16 protein-coding genes are annotated in these 14,197 nt (G+C 71.3%); 7 read left to right on the top strand and 9 right to left on the bottom strand.

Annotated elements, in window-relative coordinates; all coding sequences use genetic code 11:
- The first annotated feature begins 31 nt into the window (after positions 1-31).
- From QE428_RS04135 to QE428_RS04125, 3 genes are read left to right on the top strand one after another with little or no spacing between them, the layout of a single operon-like run.
- The gene (locus QE428_RS04135) at positions 32-1,693 is read left to right on the top strand and encodes a GspE/PulE family protein (RefSeq protein ID WP_373457695.1); all 1,662 of its coding nucleotides are present in this window, start codon (positions 32-34) and stop codon (positions 1,691-1,693) included.
- A complete protein-coding gene (locus QE428_RS04130; protein ID WP_307463349.1) occupies positions 1,680-2,849 on the top strand; it encodes a type IV pilus twitching motility protein PilT in 1,170 nt (389 codons plus the stop codon). The genes QE428_RS04135 and QE428_RS04130 overlap by 14 nt, the downstream gene beginning before the upstream one ends.
- Before the next feature lies 1 nt (position 2,850).
- Positions 2,851-4,080: a type II secretion system F family protein gene (locus QE428_RS04125; protein WP_307463346.1), complete on the top strand. Its 1,230-nt coding sequence runs from the start codon at positions 2,851-2,853 to the stop codon at positions 4,078-4,080.
- Between the two features lie 60 nt (positions 4,081-4,140).
- Here QE428_RS04125 and QE428_RS04120 read toward each other — a convergent pair whose 3' ends face one another.
- From QE428_RS04120 to QE428_RS04085, 8 genes are all read right to left on the bottom strand, one after another.
- Positions 4,141-4,821 (bottom strand): hypothetical protein, encoded by a 681-nt coding sequence (locus QE428_RS04120; RefSeq protein WP_307463342.1) that lies wholly within the window; start codon positions 4,819-4,821, stop codon positions 4,141-4,143.
- A gap of 2 nt (positions 4,822-4,823) precedes the next feature.
- Positions 4,824-5,480: a hypothetical protein gene (locus QE428_RS04115; RefSeq protein ID WP_307463340.1), complete on the bottom strand. Its 657-nt coding sequence runs from the start codon at positions 5,478-5,480 to the stop codon at positions 4,824-4,826.
- A complete protein-coding gene (gene pilM, locus QE428_RS04110; protein ID WP_307463338.1) occupies positions 5,477-6,574 on the bottom strand; it encodes a type IV pilus biogenesis protein PilM in 1,098 nt (365 codons plus the stop codon). Before pilM ends, QE428_RS04115 begins: the two co-directional genes overlap by 4 nt.
- 28 nt (positions 6,575-6,602) lie before the next feature.
- On the bottom strand, positions 6,603-7,541 hold the full coding sequence (locus tag QE428_RS04105; protein ID WP_307463335.1) for an A24 family peptidase: 939 nt from the start codon (positions 7,539-7,541) through the stop codon (positions 6,603-6,605).
- Positions 7,538-9,130 (bottom strand): hypothetical protein, encoded by a 1,593-nt coding sequence (locus QE428_RS04100; protein ID WP_307463332.1) that lies wholly within the window; start codon positions 9,128-9,130, stop codon positions 7,538-7,540. Before QE428_RS04100 ends, QE428_RS04105 begins: the two co-directional genes overlap by 4 nt.
- Positions 9,127-9,741 (bottom strand): type II secretion system protein J, encoded by a 615-nt coding sequence (locus QE428_RS04095; RefSeq protein WP_307463331.1) that lies wholly within the window; start codon positions 9,739-9,741, stop codon positions 9,127-9,129. The genes QE428_RS04100 and QE428_RS04095 overlap by 4 nt, the downstream gene beginning before the upstream one ends.
- Entirely contained in the window at positions 9,738-10,181 is a 444-nt protein-coding gene (locus tag QE428_RS04090; RefSeq protein ID WP_307463328.1) for a prepilin-type N-terminal cleavage/methylation domain-containing protein, read from the bottom strand. The genes QE428_RS04095 and QE428_RS04090 overlap by 4 nt, the downstream gene beginning before the upstream one ends.
- A gap of 88 nt (positions 10,182-10,269) precedes the next feature.
- On the bottom strand, positions 10,270-10,686 hold the full coding sequence (locus tag QE428_RS04085; protein ID WP_307463326.1) for a type IV pilin protein: 417 nt from the start codon (positions 10,684-10,686) through the stop codon (positions 10,270-10,272).
- Positions 10,687-11,091: 405 nt separating this feature from the next.
- Here QE428_RS04085 and QE428_RS04080 point away from each other — a divergent pair, with 405 nt between their 5' ends.
- The 4 genes from QE428_RS04080 (at position 11,092) to QE428_RS04065 (ending at position 13,585) form a co-directional block, all read left to right on the top strand.
- On the top strand, positions 11,092-11,670 hold the full coding sequence (locus QE428_RS04080; RefSeq protein ID WP_307463324.1) for an ATP/GTP-binding protein: 579 nt from the start codon (positions 11,092-11,094) through the stop codon (positions 11,668-11,670).
- 18 nt (positions 11,671-11,688) lie between these two features.
- Positions 11,689-12,096 (top strand): roadblock/LC7 domain-containing protein, encoded by a 408-nt coding sequence (locus QE428_RS04075; RefSeq protein WP_091357347.1) that lies wholly within the window; start codon positions 11,689-11,691, stop codon positions 12,094-12,096.
- Between the two features lie 95 nt (positions 12,097-12,191).
- Entirely contained in the window at positions 12,192-12,551 is a 360-nt protein-coding gene (locus QE428_RS04070) for a hypothetical protein (protein ID WP_065571843.1), read from the top strand.
- Positions 12,552-12,631: 80 nt separating this feature from the next.
- Positions 12,632-13,585 (top strand): DUF2510 domain-containing protein, encoded by a 954-nt coding sequence (locus tag QE428_RS04065; protein ID WP_307463321.1) that lies wholly within the window; start codon positions 12,632-12,634, stop codon positions 13,583-13,585.
- A gap of 9 nt (positions 13,586-13,594) precedes the next feature.
- Here QE428_RS04065 and QE428_RS04060 read toward each other — a convergent pair whose 3' ends face one another.
- Complete coding sequence (locus QE428_RS04060; RefSeq protein ID WP_307463317.1) at positions 13,595-14,146, bottom strand: GNAT family N-acetyltransferase; 552 nt, start codon at positions 14,144-14,146, stop codon at positions 13,595-13,597.
- Positions 14,147-14,197: the final 51 nt, after the last annotated feature.

Below are 14,197 nucleotides of genomic sequence, written 5' to 3'. Positions count from 1 at the left end.
TGAGTCCGGCCGCCGATACAGGGGGTGCAGGATGCGGGGGATCGCGCAGACACTGGTGTTGACCGGGGCCGTGCTCGCCGGCGAGGTCGCGACGCTCGTCGACGAGTACGGCGAGACGAACGAGCTGATGCAGCAGCTGCTGGCGCGGGGCGTCGTCACGCCCAACCAGTTGGCAGAGGCCGTGGCCCTCCACACGGGGCACCGCTACATGGACCTCTCGGGACGCCAGCTCGACGCGGCGGTCGTCGCGCTGCTGCCCGGCGGCATGTGCCGCAAGCACCGCGTGCTGCCGGTCGAGCGCACCGGTGACCGGCTCGTCCTCGCGATGGCGGACCCGTCCGACATCATCGCCCTCGACGATGTCGCGACGATCACCGACCTGCACATCTCGCCTGTCGTCGTCGCCCTGGATGCGCTCGAGAGCGCTTTTCAGCGCTACGTCCGCTCGGACGACGAGATCTCCGACCTGTCGGCCGCCCTCGAGGAGTCCGCCGCGGCGGAGGTCTCGGTCGAGGAGCTCGACCAGTCCGACAGCGACGCGCCCATCGTCCGCTTCGTCAACCTCCTCATCACGCAGGCGATCGACGACCGCGCGAGCGACATCCACGTCGAACCCGGCGAGACCCACCTCGCCGTCCGCTACCGCATCGACGGGGTGCTGCACGAGATGCAGCGCGCCGACCGCGCGATCCAGGACGGTGTCGTCTCGCGCCTGAAGATCATGGCCTCGATCGACATCGCCGAGCGCCGCAAGCCCCAGGACGGCCGGCTCTCGGTGACCCACGTCGGTCGCAAGATCGACCTGCGCGTGGCGACGCTGCCCACCGTGTGGGGCGAGAAGATCGTCATGCGCATCCTCGACAACACCGGCGTGAGCCTGTCCTTGCGCGACCTGCAGATGGGGCGGGGGAACCTGGGGCGGTTCCGCTCGGCCATCACCCGCCCGCACGGACTGGTGCTCGTGACCGGCCCCACCGGCTCCGGCAAGTCGACGACGCTCTACACGGCGCTCCGCGAGGTCGCGAACCCCGCCGTCAACGTCATCACCGTCGAGGACCCGGTCGAATATCGGATCCCCGGGATCAATCAGGTGCAGGTCAACGCAAAGGCGGGCCTCACCTTCCAATCGGCGCTGCGCAGCATCCTCCGTTCCGACCCCGACATCGTGCTCGTCGGCGAGATCCGCGACACCGAGACGGCGATCATCTCGATCGAGGCGGCCCTCACCGGTCACCTCGTGCTCTCGACGCTGCACACCAACGACGCCCCCGGCGCCGTCGCGCGTCTCACCGAGATCGGCGCCGAGCCCTTCCTCGTGGCGACAGCCCTGTCGGCGGTCGTCGCCCAGCGCCTCGCTCGGCGCCTGTGCACGGCGTGCCGCCAGCCGTACCGCGAGGACCCCGCCGTCCTCGAGCGCCTCGGCTTTCCGTTCGATCCGAGCGATCCGCCCGAGCTGTTCCGCAAGGGCGGATGCCCCGAATGCTCCGGCACGGGCTACCGCGGCCGCGTCGGCCTGCACGAGGTCATGGCGATGTCCGACGAGATCGAACAGCTCGTGGTCTCGCACGCGACCGGCAGCGACGTCCGCGCGGCGGCGCTCCGCGACGGGATGACGAGCCTCCGCGAGGACGGCTGGTCGAAGGTCGTGCTGGGGGCGACGACGATCGAGGAGGTCCTGCGTGTCACGGTCTGAACTGCGAGCCCGGGCGGTGTCGTCCGACGCCGGCGCGACCGCTCTGCTCGACGGCATCCTCGGTACCGCCGCGGGAATGGGGTCCTCCGACATCCACTTCTCGGCGGATGCCGTGACCCTCCACCGTCACGACGGACACCTCATCCCGGTCACGGGCTTCGAGGCGCCGATCCCGGGACCGACGCTGCTCGACGCGCTCGTGTCGATCATGACCCCATCGCACCGGGAGTCCTTCCACGCGACCGGTGACGTCGACCTCTCGTACACGGTCGCCGGCGTCGGCCGGTTCCGCGTCAACGTGTTCCGCCAGCTCGGCCAGGTCGCCGCGGCCTTCCGACTCATCGCGAGCCGTGCCTTCACACTCTCCGAGCTCGGAGCGCCCGAGGTGGCAGGCGAGCTCGCCCTGCGCCCGCGCGGTCTCGTGCTCGTCACCGGCCCGACGGGCTCCGGCAAGTCGACGACGCTCACCGCGATGATCGACCTCATCAACCGGACCAAGCAGGACCACGTCGTCACGGTCGAGGACCCGATCGAGTTCGTCCACACGTCGCGACAGTCGCTCATCCACCAGCGCGAGGTCGGCGCCGACACGAGCTCGTTCGCCGAGGCGCTGCGCCGCGTCCTGCGTCAGGATCCCGACGTCATCCTCATCGGCGAGCTCCGCGACCCCGAATCGATCTCGACCGCGCTCACCGCCGCCGAGACCGGCCACCTCGTCCTCTCCACCCTGCACACGCAGGGCGCGGCCAAGAGCATCAACCGCATCGTCGACGCCTTCCCCGCGCACCAGCAGAACCAGGTCCGCACGCAGCTCGGCGACGCGCTGCAGGGCGTCGTCAGCCAGACCCTGCTGCCGCGCGCTCACGGGGGCGGCCGGGTGATCGCGACCGAGGTGCTCGTCTCGACGCCCGCCGTCGCGAACCTCATCCGCGAGAACCAGATCGCGCAGCTCTACAACGCGATGCAGGCCGGGGCAGGGCACGGCATGCACACGCTCGACCAGTCGCTGCGGCTGCTGGTCGAGCGCGGTGAACTGAACCTCGCCCTCGCCAAGCACTACCTGACCGACCCGAAGGCCCTCGACGGCGTGCGTGTGCAGCCGGCCGGCGTGCACGCCGACGCGTGGGCCGACCCGATGGATGCGTGGACGCGCTGATATGCCTCTTCAGGAGTACACCTACCGAGCCGTCGGCACGACCGGCGGCCCCGTCGTCAAAGGCACCGTCGAGGCGGCTAGCGAGAGCGCCGTCGTCTCCAAGCTGCGCGCGCAGGGCCTCGCGCCGCTGCAGGTCGCGCCGATGTCGACGACCGGCCTGCACCAGGAGATCTCGATCCCCGGGTTCGAGAAGGGCGTCAAGGTCGAGGACCTCGCCATCTTCGCGAAGCAGCTCTCCGGGCTGATCAATGCCGGCCTGCCGCTCATGCGCGCGCTCGCCGTCATCTCCGAGCAGACCGAGAGCAAGAAGCTGGCGTCCGCCCTCGTCGCGGTGCAGACCGACATCGCCGCCGGCAAGTCGTTCTCGGCCGCCATGGCGGCGCAGCCCAAGGCGTTTCCGCCGCTCATGGTGAGCCTCGTGAACGTCGGTGAGACCGGCGGTTTCCTCGGCGAGTCCCTCGTCGCCGTCGCGAAGTCGTACCGCTCCGACGTCGACCTGCAGCAGAAGATCAAGTCGGCGATGACGTACCCGATCGTCGTGCTCGTCATCGCCATCCTCGGCGTGCTCGCGATGATCACCTTCGTCGTGCCGATCTTCGAGAAGATGTTCGCCAGCATGGGCGGGGAGCTGCCCATCCCGACGCAGATCCTCGTGACCCTGTCGCGCAACATGATCTGGATCGGGCCGCTGCTCGTCGTCGCGGTCGTGGGCGGGGTGGTCTGGTACCAGCGCGTGAAGGACACCGACCGCTTCCGCGGCGCCGTCGACCCGTTCCGGCTCAAGATGCCGATCTTCGGCGCGTTCATCACGAAGATCGCCGTGGCCCGCTTCGCCCGCAACCTCTCGATGATGCTCAAGGCGGGCGTGCCCCTCCTCCAGGCGCTCGAGCTCGTCGGCAAGGCATCCAACAACAAGGCCATCGAGGACGCCCTCGGCGAGGTGCGCGAGTCGGTGCGCCACGGCAGGTCGTTCTCGACGCCCCTCGCGAAGGCCGAGGTGTTCCCGGCCATGGTGTCGCAGATGGTGTCGGTCGGTGAGGAGTCGGGCACGCTGCCCGACATGCTCGAGTCGATCGCGGACTTCTACGAGACCGAGGTCAAGGCTGCGTCCGAGCAACTGACCAGCATGATCGAGCCGATCATGATCACCCTGCTGGGTGTCCTCATCGGCGGCATGGTGGTCGCCCTCTACATGCCGATGTTCACGATGTACGAGCAGCTCGGCAGCTGAGACCCACGCGAAAAGCCCCGGACCCTCGAGGTCCGGGGCTTTCGCGTGTGCCGTGGGTGGTCAGCCGGCGACGTAGAAGGCGAGCAGCGTCACCTCGGCGGTGACGGTGCCGTCGTCGTCGGTCGTGATTCCCGCGTTCGTGACGGCGACCGCGCGCGGTCCCTTGCGCAGTTCGTCGATCACGGCGGTCGCCTTCGTGCTGTCGGGTGCCGTGATGCTGACGGTGATGCTCACCTGCTGCGGCCCCTCGCCGGCCGGGGCGGCAGCGGGGTCGGCGGGAGCCGCGGCATCCGCTCCCTCGTCCGATCCCGACGTCTCCGTCGTCGTCTCGGCCGTCGTCTCGGTGGCGGCCGGGGTGGTGCCGTCGGCGGCGCCCGCGGCCGCATCGACGGTGCGGGCCGCGAAGGCCGTCGTCTCGCCGACCGTGACGGTCACGACGCGGCCGTCGTGCTCCGAGGCCGCGTCGGCGGCGAGCTGGACGACGTCGTCGGCGCGGACGGATGCCGGGACCACCCGGCGCAGTTCCGCGACCTCCGCGTCGAGCTCGGTCATATCGGCGGCCTGAGCGGCGAGGCCGTCGAGCAAGGCCTGCTGGGTCGCGTTGGACTGCTCGACGGACGCGGCGTCCGCGGTGATCCGCTGCGCGCCCGTGAACTGCGGCAGTGCGAACAGGAGGGCACCGGCGAGCAGGATGCCGAGGGACGCGACGGCCCCGATGAGGTTGACCAGCTGCTTCGTCATCGTCACTCCGTCTCGGTCGCCTGCTCGGGTGCGAAATCGCCCGAGTAGATGGTCTGGTCGAGCTGCACCTCGACGGTGTAGGTGTAGAGGCCCTCCTCCTCGGCGAGCGTCTGCACGCTCACCTCGAGGATCGCGTCGACGCCGCGGAGCGCCCGCGTCGCCTCGACGAGACTGATGGGCTCGTCGCTGACGACGGTGACCGAGCCGGCCGCGCCGACGGTCTCCTCCGGTGCGGTGTCTCCGGGCACCTGGCCTGCGGCCAGCGCGTAGCCGGTGACCGTGACGCCGGAGGGCAGCGCGTCGGCGATCGTTCCCACGGCCTCCCGCCAGGAGATGTCGCCGGCCATGGCCTGCGTGACGAGCCCCGACAGTTCGGTCCGCTGCGCCACGGCCTGGCTCACCGGCGCGAGCTCGGCGATCTCCGCGATGACGCGGTCGGTGTCGGCGTTCGCGGCGGCGAGCCGGAGGGCCGCTTGCACGTTCAGTGCGAACGCGCCGCCGATGAGCAGGAGCGCGACCACGAGCGAGCCGAGTCCGATGGTGACCCACGACCGCCCGATGCGCCGGACGTCACGGCGACGCGTCTCGGACAGCGGCAGCAGGTTGGCGCGGGGGAGGGACCCCGGCTTGAAGGCGGGGGTGCGCACGAGCGTGCTCATTTGGTTCCTCCGAGGAGCAGGGCGACGGTGGGAGCGATGCGCTCGTCGACGGCGGGGTGCAGCCCGTTCTTCACCCGGACCAGGTCGGCCCCGGTGATCCGGCGGACCTCGGTGCCGGCGACCTGCGCGAGGGCGGCCTGCAGGCGCGGGTGGTCGGTGTGCAGGCCCGTGATGAAGGTCACGGCGACGGGCGCGGCATCCGTTCGATCCCGGTAGAACGAGACCGTTCCGCGCAGGCGGGTGACGAGATCGATCAGGACGTCCTGCAAGTCGGCCGACATGGCATCCGCGGCCGGCGCCTCGGGCACGCCCGCGGGCGGCGTCGCGACGGCCGTCCGGGCACGGCGCAGGTCGCCGCGCGAACGGATGGCGCCGTCGGCGGACTCCTCGACCCCGCCCGTCCGGAACCCGGTGAGGGTCTCGAGCTCGGTCGGGGCGGCCTCGACCTCGGCGACGCGGGCTTCGCCGCGCGGCACGTCGATGGGGATCGCGCGGGCGAACTGCGGCACGCCGTCGGTGGCGATCACGACCTGGGTCGTGTGCTCGCCGATGCCGATGAGCATGCCGGTGACGCCCTTCGGGGCGAGCCCCGCGAGCGCACGGCAGTAGCCGAAGGCGAGCAGATCGATCGAGTCGGCGGTGAGCCCCGCCTCGGCGAGGACCGAGACGAGGTCCTCCATCTGCTCCGAGACGGCGGCGACCATGAGGCCGTGCATGCCCTCGTCGTCGACGTGCGTCGGGATGAAGTCGAGCACCGCCTGGTCGACGGGCACGGGCAGGCGGTCCTGCACGTCGAAGGGCAGCGCCTGGCGCACGAGAGCCGTCTCGCGCAGCGTCGAGCTGTGCTCGCGGACGAGCACGCGGCGGCCGCCGACACCCAGGACCACGTTGCGGCCCTTGATCCCGGCATCCGTCCACAGCCGGCGGAGCGCACCCACGACGACGTCGCGGTCGACGATCTCGGAGTCCTTCGCCGCGCCCGGGGGCAGCATCACCTCGCCGGCGGCGAGCAGGGTGGGGGAGCGCCCGTCGGTCACCTCGACGGCGCGGACGCTGTCTTCGGTGATCTCGAGCGCCACACGTGTCTTGGCCATCAGAGGACCTCCTTGCCTGGGCGACGGGTCATGACATCAGCCGACCGTCGAGAAGTGTGAGGTAGCCGCCGGCGATCGCGTCGCCGGCGACGATGCCGACCCACGCGCCGAGGATGATCCACGGGCCGAACGGGATGGCGGTGCGGCGACCCGCCCGCCGAGAGAACAGGAGAGCGACGCCGTACACGCCGCCGAGCACGAACGCGGCGAACGCGCCGACCACGAGCGGGCCCCACCCGAGCCAGCCGAGCAGAAGTCCCGCATAGGCGGCCAGTCGCACGTCGCCGCCGCCCATGCCGTCGGGGCGGATGAGGCGCAGGAGGCCGTAGAAGAGGTACAGCGCGACGAATCCGATACCCGCGCGCACGAGCGCCCACGCGTCGGCGCCGAGCAGGACGGCGCCGACGAGCAGAGCGATGGTGACGAGGATGCCGGGTGTCGTGATCGCGTGCGGCAGGCGGCGGGTGTCGAGGTCGATCAGCGTCAGGACGATGCCCGCCGCCGCGAACCACAGGAACGCCGCCAGGACGAGCGCCTGCGCGAGCGTGGGTCCTGCGAGGCCGTCGGCGGCGGTGATGGCGGCGAACGCGGCGCCGACGGAGTCGAGCGAGGGTGCGGCGGGGAGCGGGATGCCGGAGCCCGGCCGCCCCGTCGCGAGCAGCCAGCCGAGCGCCACGGCCGCGAAGGCGGCGCCCGTCGCGAGCTCGACGAGCGGGTAGCGCGCGCCGATCGCGGAGCGGCACGATCCGCATCGGCCGCGCAGGAGCAGCCACGACAGGACGGGAACGTTCTCGTACCAGCGGACCGGCTGGTCGCACGACGGGCAGCGGCTCTCGCGCAGCAGCGAGATGCCGGCGGGTACGCGGTAGGCGACGACGTTGAGGTACGAGCCGATGATGAGGCCGAACCCGCCGGCGATCACTCCGACGAGCGTGACGATCGTCGCCGGGCCGAGAAGGGCGGTCATCCGGCGCCGTCCGTCCGGGAGAGCAGCCCGCCGAGGCTCACCGTGGTCGTGCCGCCGCCGGGCGTCGAGCCGGGACCCGACGATCCGCCGCCCTGGCCGGGGAGCAACAGGGGGCGACCGTAGAAGTCCATCAGGCCACCGTGATTCAGCCCGCCGCCGTAGAAGGTGCCGTGCCATTCGCCGCCGCCGGTGATGCTGATGCGGCACGGCGTGTAGATCATCGCCGAGATGCCCTCACCCATGACGGTCGTGTTGATGTTGACGGTGCCCGCGGGGCTCACGCAGCTCGGCGCGCCGTCGGCGATGCGGTCCTCGACGATCCACCAGACCTTCGGGGTCTTGCCGGTGGCGGCCTTCATGGTGAGCGCCGTGATGTCGTAGTTGTTGGCGAGGAAGGCGATGTCGGTCTGCAGTGTCACGACGGGCTTCGAGCCGTTGTTGGAGCTGAGGGTTCCGCAGGGGCGCGCGTCGACGACGGTCGGCGTCGTGAGCGCCGACAGCTCGCGCCAGCCCGCCGCGTTGCCCGTCGACGGGTTGTTGTTCCTGAACCGGTTGCAGGTCCACGGGCCGTCGCCCGAGGTCGCGAGGGTCTTCACGGTGAAGCCCGGCCAGTGGGATGCGGAGTAGCTGTAGTCGAACCAGCTCTGGAAGGTCGGTGCGGTGGGCGGGACGGTGGAGGTCGGCCACTGCAGGCCGCCGGCGGTGCCCTTCGCGACGCGCGCGTGGGCGGAGGTCGGGTATTTCACCTGCAGGTGGCCGTCGAGCTTGACGGTCGACGCGCGCGGCAGGGTCAGCTTGCCCGCGATCGACACGCTCGTCATGTCGACGGTGCCGCCGGCGAACACGTTGCCGGGGTAGGTGAATCCGCTCCACCCGAAGTCGATGGGGCCGCCGACGTGGATGTCGCCGCCGATCATGCCCGAGATGCCCGCCGTGGCAGTGCTCGACGCGTAGAGGTTCCCCTTGATGGTGTCGCTCGCGTTCGACATCGAGATCGACCCGCCGGTGGCCACGGTGCCGTCGATCGTGCACTGGCCGTTCGTCTTCACGTTGCCGCCGGCGAGGATATTCGCCGGCACGTGGTTCTGGCAGACGAAGGTGCCGCGGGGCATCATGATCGTCAGCAGGCGGTCGTCGAGCTCGTGCGAGCGGACTTCGCTCGTGAAGGTCGCGTCGCCGAAGAAGACCATGTCGGCGCCGAGCCCGGGCGCGGCGGTCGTGGTCTTCTTCAGTTCGTAGCTCGCGCTCGTCACGGTCTTGCTGCCGTCGGAGCCGGTCCCCGTCGAGACGAACGTGACGACGTCGCCCGCGCACGAGGCGGTGACGGCGTACCTCGGCGCCGAGGTGGATGCCGGTTTCACGGCGCACGGGTCGGCGTCGGTCGCGGTCGACGAGGCCACGGCGGCAGCGAGGCCTGCATCCGAGGCCGCCTGCGAGTCGAGGCTGCCGCGCACCCCCGCGGTGGTCTGCGCCGTGGCGACGACGGCGCCGGCGAGGGTCACCGCGAGGAGCCCCAGCACCATCACGATCACGAGTACCGACACGAGCGTCGAGCCCTCGTCCCCCGAGCGGCGTCTGCGTGCGTTCACCAGCATTTCTTCCCCGATCCCCCAGCGGTCTTGCCCAGCGGCACGGCGGATCCCGAGATCGACGCGGCGGGCGCGGATGATGCGGCGGCGTCGAGCCGCGGCACGGCGATGTTCCAGGTCAGCGGTGCGTCCGCCGACGCGAGCGCGGCGAAGGGCCGCGCGGTTCCCGTCGGGTTCACGACCTGGCGCACCCGCGGCGCGAGCACGCCCCACGACGCCCCTGGTGCGGGTGCGCTGCCGGTCGCGAAGGCGGCGTACGTGCGCACGCGGACCTCGCGGATGCCGGTGGCCGTCCCGGCGGGCGTCGTGAACGCCCATGCCGAGCAGCGGTCGCCGGGCAGCGCGGCGCGGACGACGGTCGTGCCGCCGCTCGTCTCGACGCGCACGGCGGAGGCGGAGCGGACCGTCGTCGACAGCGAGGTCGAGATCGCCTGCAACTGGCCGGTGGCGAGGTCGCGCTCGCGGGTGACGGAGTCCGCGCGGAGCGCGCCGACGAAGACAGCGCCGAGGATGCCGAGGAACAGCGCCCCGACGAACATGTAGACGAGCAGCTCGACGAGCGTGAGCCCAGCGTCGTCGCCGGGCTGGTCGTCGGAAGGAACGAGGATCATGGGCCGGTCACCACGATCTGCGTCGAGAGGGTGGCCGTCGGGGTGCCGGTCGCTGCCGCGGACGAGTAGACCTTCGCGCGGATGGTCGCGACGCTGACGCTCGCGGCGGGGCACGTGCTGTCAGCGGTGAGGCGGGCCGTCTGGCCCGAGCCCGCTGGGTCGGTGATGACGCCGGCGCTGCCGCGCGTCGAGAGGAAGGTCTTGACCTCGGCGCAGGTCTGCAGTTCGGTGTCGCGGAACTCGGCGCGCACCTCGGCGAGCAGGCCCGAGGCGAACGCGCTCGCGCTCGAGGCGTCGCGGTTCGTCGAGCTCAGGGCCTGCGCCTGGATGGCGAGCGGGAGGATGGCGACCGCGAGCAGCGCGAAGAGGAACATCGCGATGACGACCTCGACGAGGCTCACACCGTCGTCGTCGCCGATCGGCTCATGCGCGCGGGACATCGGGTCGTCCTTCGGTCGCGGGGCGGGAACGGGGATGCCGGGCCGGCGAGCTGCGCGCTCAGCCGACCCGGCGAGGTGGTGCGGGTGCTTAGCCAGCGGTGGTGGTGCCGGTCGCGGCCGTGCAGCCGGGGCCTGCGAGTGCGGTGGCGGTCTTGTTGGTTTCGGTCACCGTGACGCAGAACTTCCCAAGGTCGTTGCCATCCTTGATGGTGAAGCTGTACTTGCTTCCGTTCTTGAGGTTGTTGAAATCGGCCTCAGCGACCGTCTTCGTGGGCTCCTTCGCCAGAGCGGCGGCAGCCTGGGTCGCAGCGTTGGCGGCGACCGTGGCGCGGGCGCTGTCCTCCGACTGCGCCTGCAGCCCCGTGAACACGGGCACGGCGATCGCGGCGAGGATGCCGAGGATCACGACGACGACGATGAGCTCGATGAGCGAGAAGCCGGACTCGCCGGTCTCCTCCTTGCGACGGTTGCAGGCGGCCATGTAGTTCTTCAGCGATGCACGCATGTGCAGATCTCCTTGCTGGTCCGATGTGTTGGGACGCGAGGCGACGCGGACAGCAGGGCACGCCGAAGCGGCGCTCACCCGGAGACTCCCCAGTCGACCACCCCAGTGCGGTCACGGGCTCCCCAGGGCAGGGCCCCCGCGCATCCCACTATGCCCAGGCGAAGGGGCGAAAAGGGGTGTCGGGCGCTCAGCCGTTGCTCAGCCTTTCCTCAGTCCCCGGCGTGGGGCCCGGAACGGCCCTCGGCGAGTCAATCCGTCCCCCTAAGCTCGGGTCTCGGTGCGGGGGAGGGACCCCGAATCGCCGACGGGGGACCGCGAGCTGGGGCTCGCATCCGATCGCTCACGCGTCCATCGCGTGGTCCGATCAGCCGCGTCCGGTCGCACCGACCGAGGGAGAGAGCGCGCGTGGCGGAACACGTCATCCTGTTCGCCGGGCCGATGGGCGCCGGTAAGACGACGGCCATCCGCAGCCTGAGCGAGATCGACGTCGTCTCGACCGAGGCCGCCAACACCGACCGTGCCCAGGCCGACAAGGACACCACGACGGTCGCCCTGGACTACGGCGAGCTCACGCTCGGACCCGACGAGAAGGTGCGCCTCTACGGCGCCCCCGGCCAGAAGCGGTTCGACTTCATGTGGACGGTGCTCGCCGAGCGGGCCAAGGGCCTGCTGCTGCTCGTCAACAACGACCTGCCCGACCCCATCGCCAAGGCCATCGAGTACCTCGGTGAGTTCGAGGCGCTCGTCGCCGGCGGCGCCGTCGTCATCGGGGTCACCCGCAGCGACGTCGCGCCCACGCCCGACCTCGGCGCCTACGCCGACGCGCTGGCGCAGTGGCATCCCGATCGCACCATCCCGGTCTTCACGGCCGACCCGCGCAGCACCGACCACATGCGCACCCTGCTGCTGACCCTCGTCGCGAGCGTCGAAGCAGCCGAGATCATCGCGTCCGCCACGAGCGACGCCTCCGAGACCGCCGCCTGAGACGCGAGGACGACCCCCATGAGCACCGCCCTGCACCAGGACGCCGACGTCATCGCACTCGCGACCGACGTCCTCGGCGCCTTCGCCGCCCACAGCACCTCCCTCACCTACGCGAGCGTGCTCACCGACGACGGCTTCGAGGTCGCCTCGCAGCACGGCGCCGTCGCGCAGAACGGCGGCCGATTCGCCAGCATCGCGAGCTCGCTGCAGGCCCTCGGCGAGGCGGCCGTGCGCGAGCTCCGCCTCGGCGGCGCCTCGTCCGTGCTCGTCTTCAGCGACGCCGGTCACATCGTGCAGGTGCGCGTCGAGGGCAGCACGCTCGTCCTGGCCGCCCTCTTCGGCTCGGGCGAGACGCTCGGCCACGCCCTCGCCCTCGCCCGGCGCGCGGCATCCGACCTCGGTCGCAGCCTGCCCCGCACCGGGTGATGCCTTCTCTGCGACTCACCCCGCGCCGTCCGGCGGGCGCGACCCGGCGGGAACGCCGACAGACCACCCGAACGCCATCTGACAAAGGACACGACATGGCAAACATCCACGACTCCCTCGCGAAGCTCATGACCATCGACGGCGCCATCGGCGTCGCGCTGGTCGACTCCGGCTCGGGCATGGCCCTCGGCACCCTCGGCACCGGTCTCGACCTCGAGCTCGCCGCCGCCGGCAACACCGAGGTCGTCCGCGCCAAGCTCAAGACGATCTCCGCCCTGGGCCTGAACGAGACGATCGACGACATCCTCATCACGCTGTCGTCGCAGTACCACATCATCCGTCCGCTGGCCGCGGCGCCCGAGGTCTTCATCTACATCGCCCTCGACAAGGCGCGCGGCAACCTCGCCCTCGCCCGTCTGTCGACCCGCGAGGTCGAGAAGCAGCTCGAGCTGTGATCGACCGCGGCGGCGGATCCTGCACCGGGTCCGCCGCCGCACCGCCTGACCCGTCGCACCGGCCCACACGAGGAGACGAGATGACCACTGACGCGCAGACCGCGGCCGAATGGCGCCCAGACCCACTGGGGATCGCCGCCTACCGCTGGTGGGACGGCTCCGGCTGGACCGGCTACACCTCCGACACGGATGCCGGGACTCCCACGGCCGTCGACCCCGCCGCCCGTGCGGGTGTGCAGCGCGAGGTGCACGTCTCGGCGCCGGCCGCGGCGCCCGTGGTCGAGCAGCCCGCCGCCGCGCCCTACGCTGCGGAGCCCGCGGCGCCCACGAACGGCGGGCCGACCCGCGGGCCGTGGCCGGCATCCCTCCCCGACTCACCCGTCCGGCGCGCGACGACCCTCGAAGAGGCCGCCGCCGGGCTCGGCGCCATGCCCGAAGGCGTCGCCGACGACATCGACTGGTCGCGCCTGGCCCTGCGCCTGAAGACCGCGATCGAAGCCGGCGAGAACGACCTCATCGAGGTGCGCGCGGGAGACCTGCCGCCCCTCGTGCTCGACGTCGCGCAGCACGCGTACTGGTGGGACCACCCGCTCGCCGACGTGCCGGGTCGCGTCACGTCGATGACGATCCTCGACGTGGACCGCGAGGCGCACCTGGCCGCAGAGCCCGGGCGCGACCTCGACCCGCTGCTGTGGGCCGTCGCTCACGCGTCGTTCGAGGCATCCGCTGCACCCTGGATGCGGGCGGGCGACCGCTACCGCCTGCACCGCTGGCCGAACCTGACCACGCTGCCGCATCAGCCGCACCATCTGCGCGCGATCTCGCTGCTCGGTCAGGCGGCGCTCACCGAGGACGAGTTCTCGCGGGTCGCCGACCTCGATGCCCGCGAGGCGCGGCGCCTGCTGACGACCTTCAGCCTCATGGGGCTGCTGCGCGTCAGCGCGGCCGAGGGGCGTTCGGTCTTCGTCGCGAAGCCGAAGCCCGCCGGCGGCGGACTGCTCGGACGACTCGCCAAGTTCTTCGGCGGGCGCTGAGTCCGACGCTCAGTCGGCGCCGGGAACGTCCCAGACCACGGGCGTGACGGTGCCGTCGCGCCAGTCGCGGCGCAGGATGCTGTAGGCGACGGATGCCAGCAGTCGCCCGTCGTCTGCGGGCCAGCCCTCGCGGTAGTAGGCCTCCTGCACCCAGCCGCAGCGGACGAACACCCGCCGCATCGCGATGTTGTCCTCCCGCGTCTGCCCTTCGAATCGGTTGACCTCGGGCATCGTCGTGAAGACGTGGTCGGTCGCCGCCCGCAGAACGTCCGCCGCGAGCCCGTGGCCGCGGTGCGCCGCGTCCAGTCGCAGGTCGAACAGGGGAGCGCCGTCGCTGAGGTCTTCGAGCCGGAAGAAGCCGATACGGCCGTGCTCGTCGGAGTCGATCCAGAACGACGCGTGATCCTCGTCGGCGTACGCGCCGTCGTCGATCGCCGCGGCGATCTGCGCCGCCGTGGGATCGGTCCGCACGTGGAACGGGAACGACTGCGACGTCATGAACGAGATCAGCGCCTCGCGGTCGGCGCCGGTGGGATCGAGGGGCGTCAGGCGGATCGGCATCCGTCCACGCTAACGATCGACCGGGGTGACGCCGAAGTCTGCAAACTTGAT

Source organism: Microbacterium sp. SORGH_AS_0505, from assembly GCF_030818715.1.
Classification (GTDB): Bacteria; Actinomycetota; Actinomycetes; order Actinomycetales; family Microbacteriaceae; genus Microbacterium.
This window is presented reverse-complemented; position numbering and strand designations above follow the sequence as displayed.

Bases quoted from the DNA above. Each gene is read 5' to 3' on its own strand.
- QE428_RS04135 (WP_373457695.1), top strand. From the start codon at position 32: ATGCGGGGGATCGCGCAGACACTGGTGTTGACCGGGGCCGTGCTCGCC.
- QE428_RS04125 (WP_307463346.1), top strand. From the start codon at position 2,851: ATGCCTCTTCAGGAGTACACCTACCGAGCCGTCGGCACGACCGGCGGC.
- QE428_RS04120 (WP_307463342.1), bottom strand. From the start codon at position 4,821: ATGACGAAGCAGCTGGTCAACCTCATCGGGGCCGTCGCGTCCCTCGGC.
- QE428_RS04115 (WP_307463340.1), bottom strand. From the start codon at position 5,480: ATGAGCACGCTCGTGCGCACCCCCGCCTTCAAGCCGGGGTCCCTCCCC.
- pilM (WP_307463338.1), bottom strand. From the start codon at position 6,574: ATGGCCAAGACACGTGTGGCGCTCGAGATCACCGAAGACAGCGTCCGC.
- QE428_RS04105 (WP_307463335.1), bottom strand. From the start codon at position 7,541: ATGACCGCCCTTCTCGGCCCGGCGACGATCGTCACGCTCGTCGGAGTG.
- QE428_RS04095 (WP_307463331.1), bottom strand. From the start codon at position 9,741: ATGATCCTCGTTCCTTCCGACGACCAGCCCGGCGACGACGCTGGGCTC.
- QE428_RS04090 (WP_307463328.1), bottom strand. From the start codon at position 10,181: ATGTCCCGCGCGCATGAGCCGATCGGCGACGACGACGGTGTGAGCCTC.
- QE428_RS04085 (WP_307463326.1), bottom strand. From the start codon at position 10,686: ATGCGTGCATCGCTGAAGAACTACATGGCCGCCTGCAACCGTCGCAAG.
- QE428_RS04075 (WP_091357347.1), top strand. From the start codon at position 11,689: ATGAGCACCGCCCTGCACCAGGACGCCGACGTCATCGCACTCGCGACC.
- QE428_RS04070 (WP_065571843.1), top strand. From the start codon at position 12,192: ATGGCAAACATCCACGACTCCCTCGCGAAGCTCATGACCATCGACGGC.
- QE428_RS04065 (WP_307463321.1), top strand. From the start codon at position 12,632: ATGACCACTGACGCGCAGACCGCGGCCGAATGGCGCCCAGACCCACTG.
- QE428_RS04060 (WP_307463317.1), bottom strand. From the start codon at position 14,146: ATGCCGATCCGCCTGACGCCCCTCGATCCCACCGGCGCCGACCGCGAG.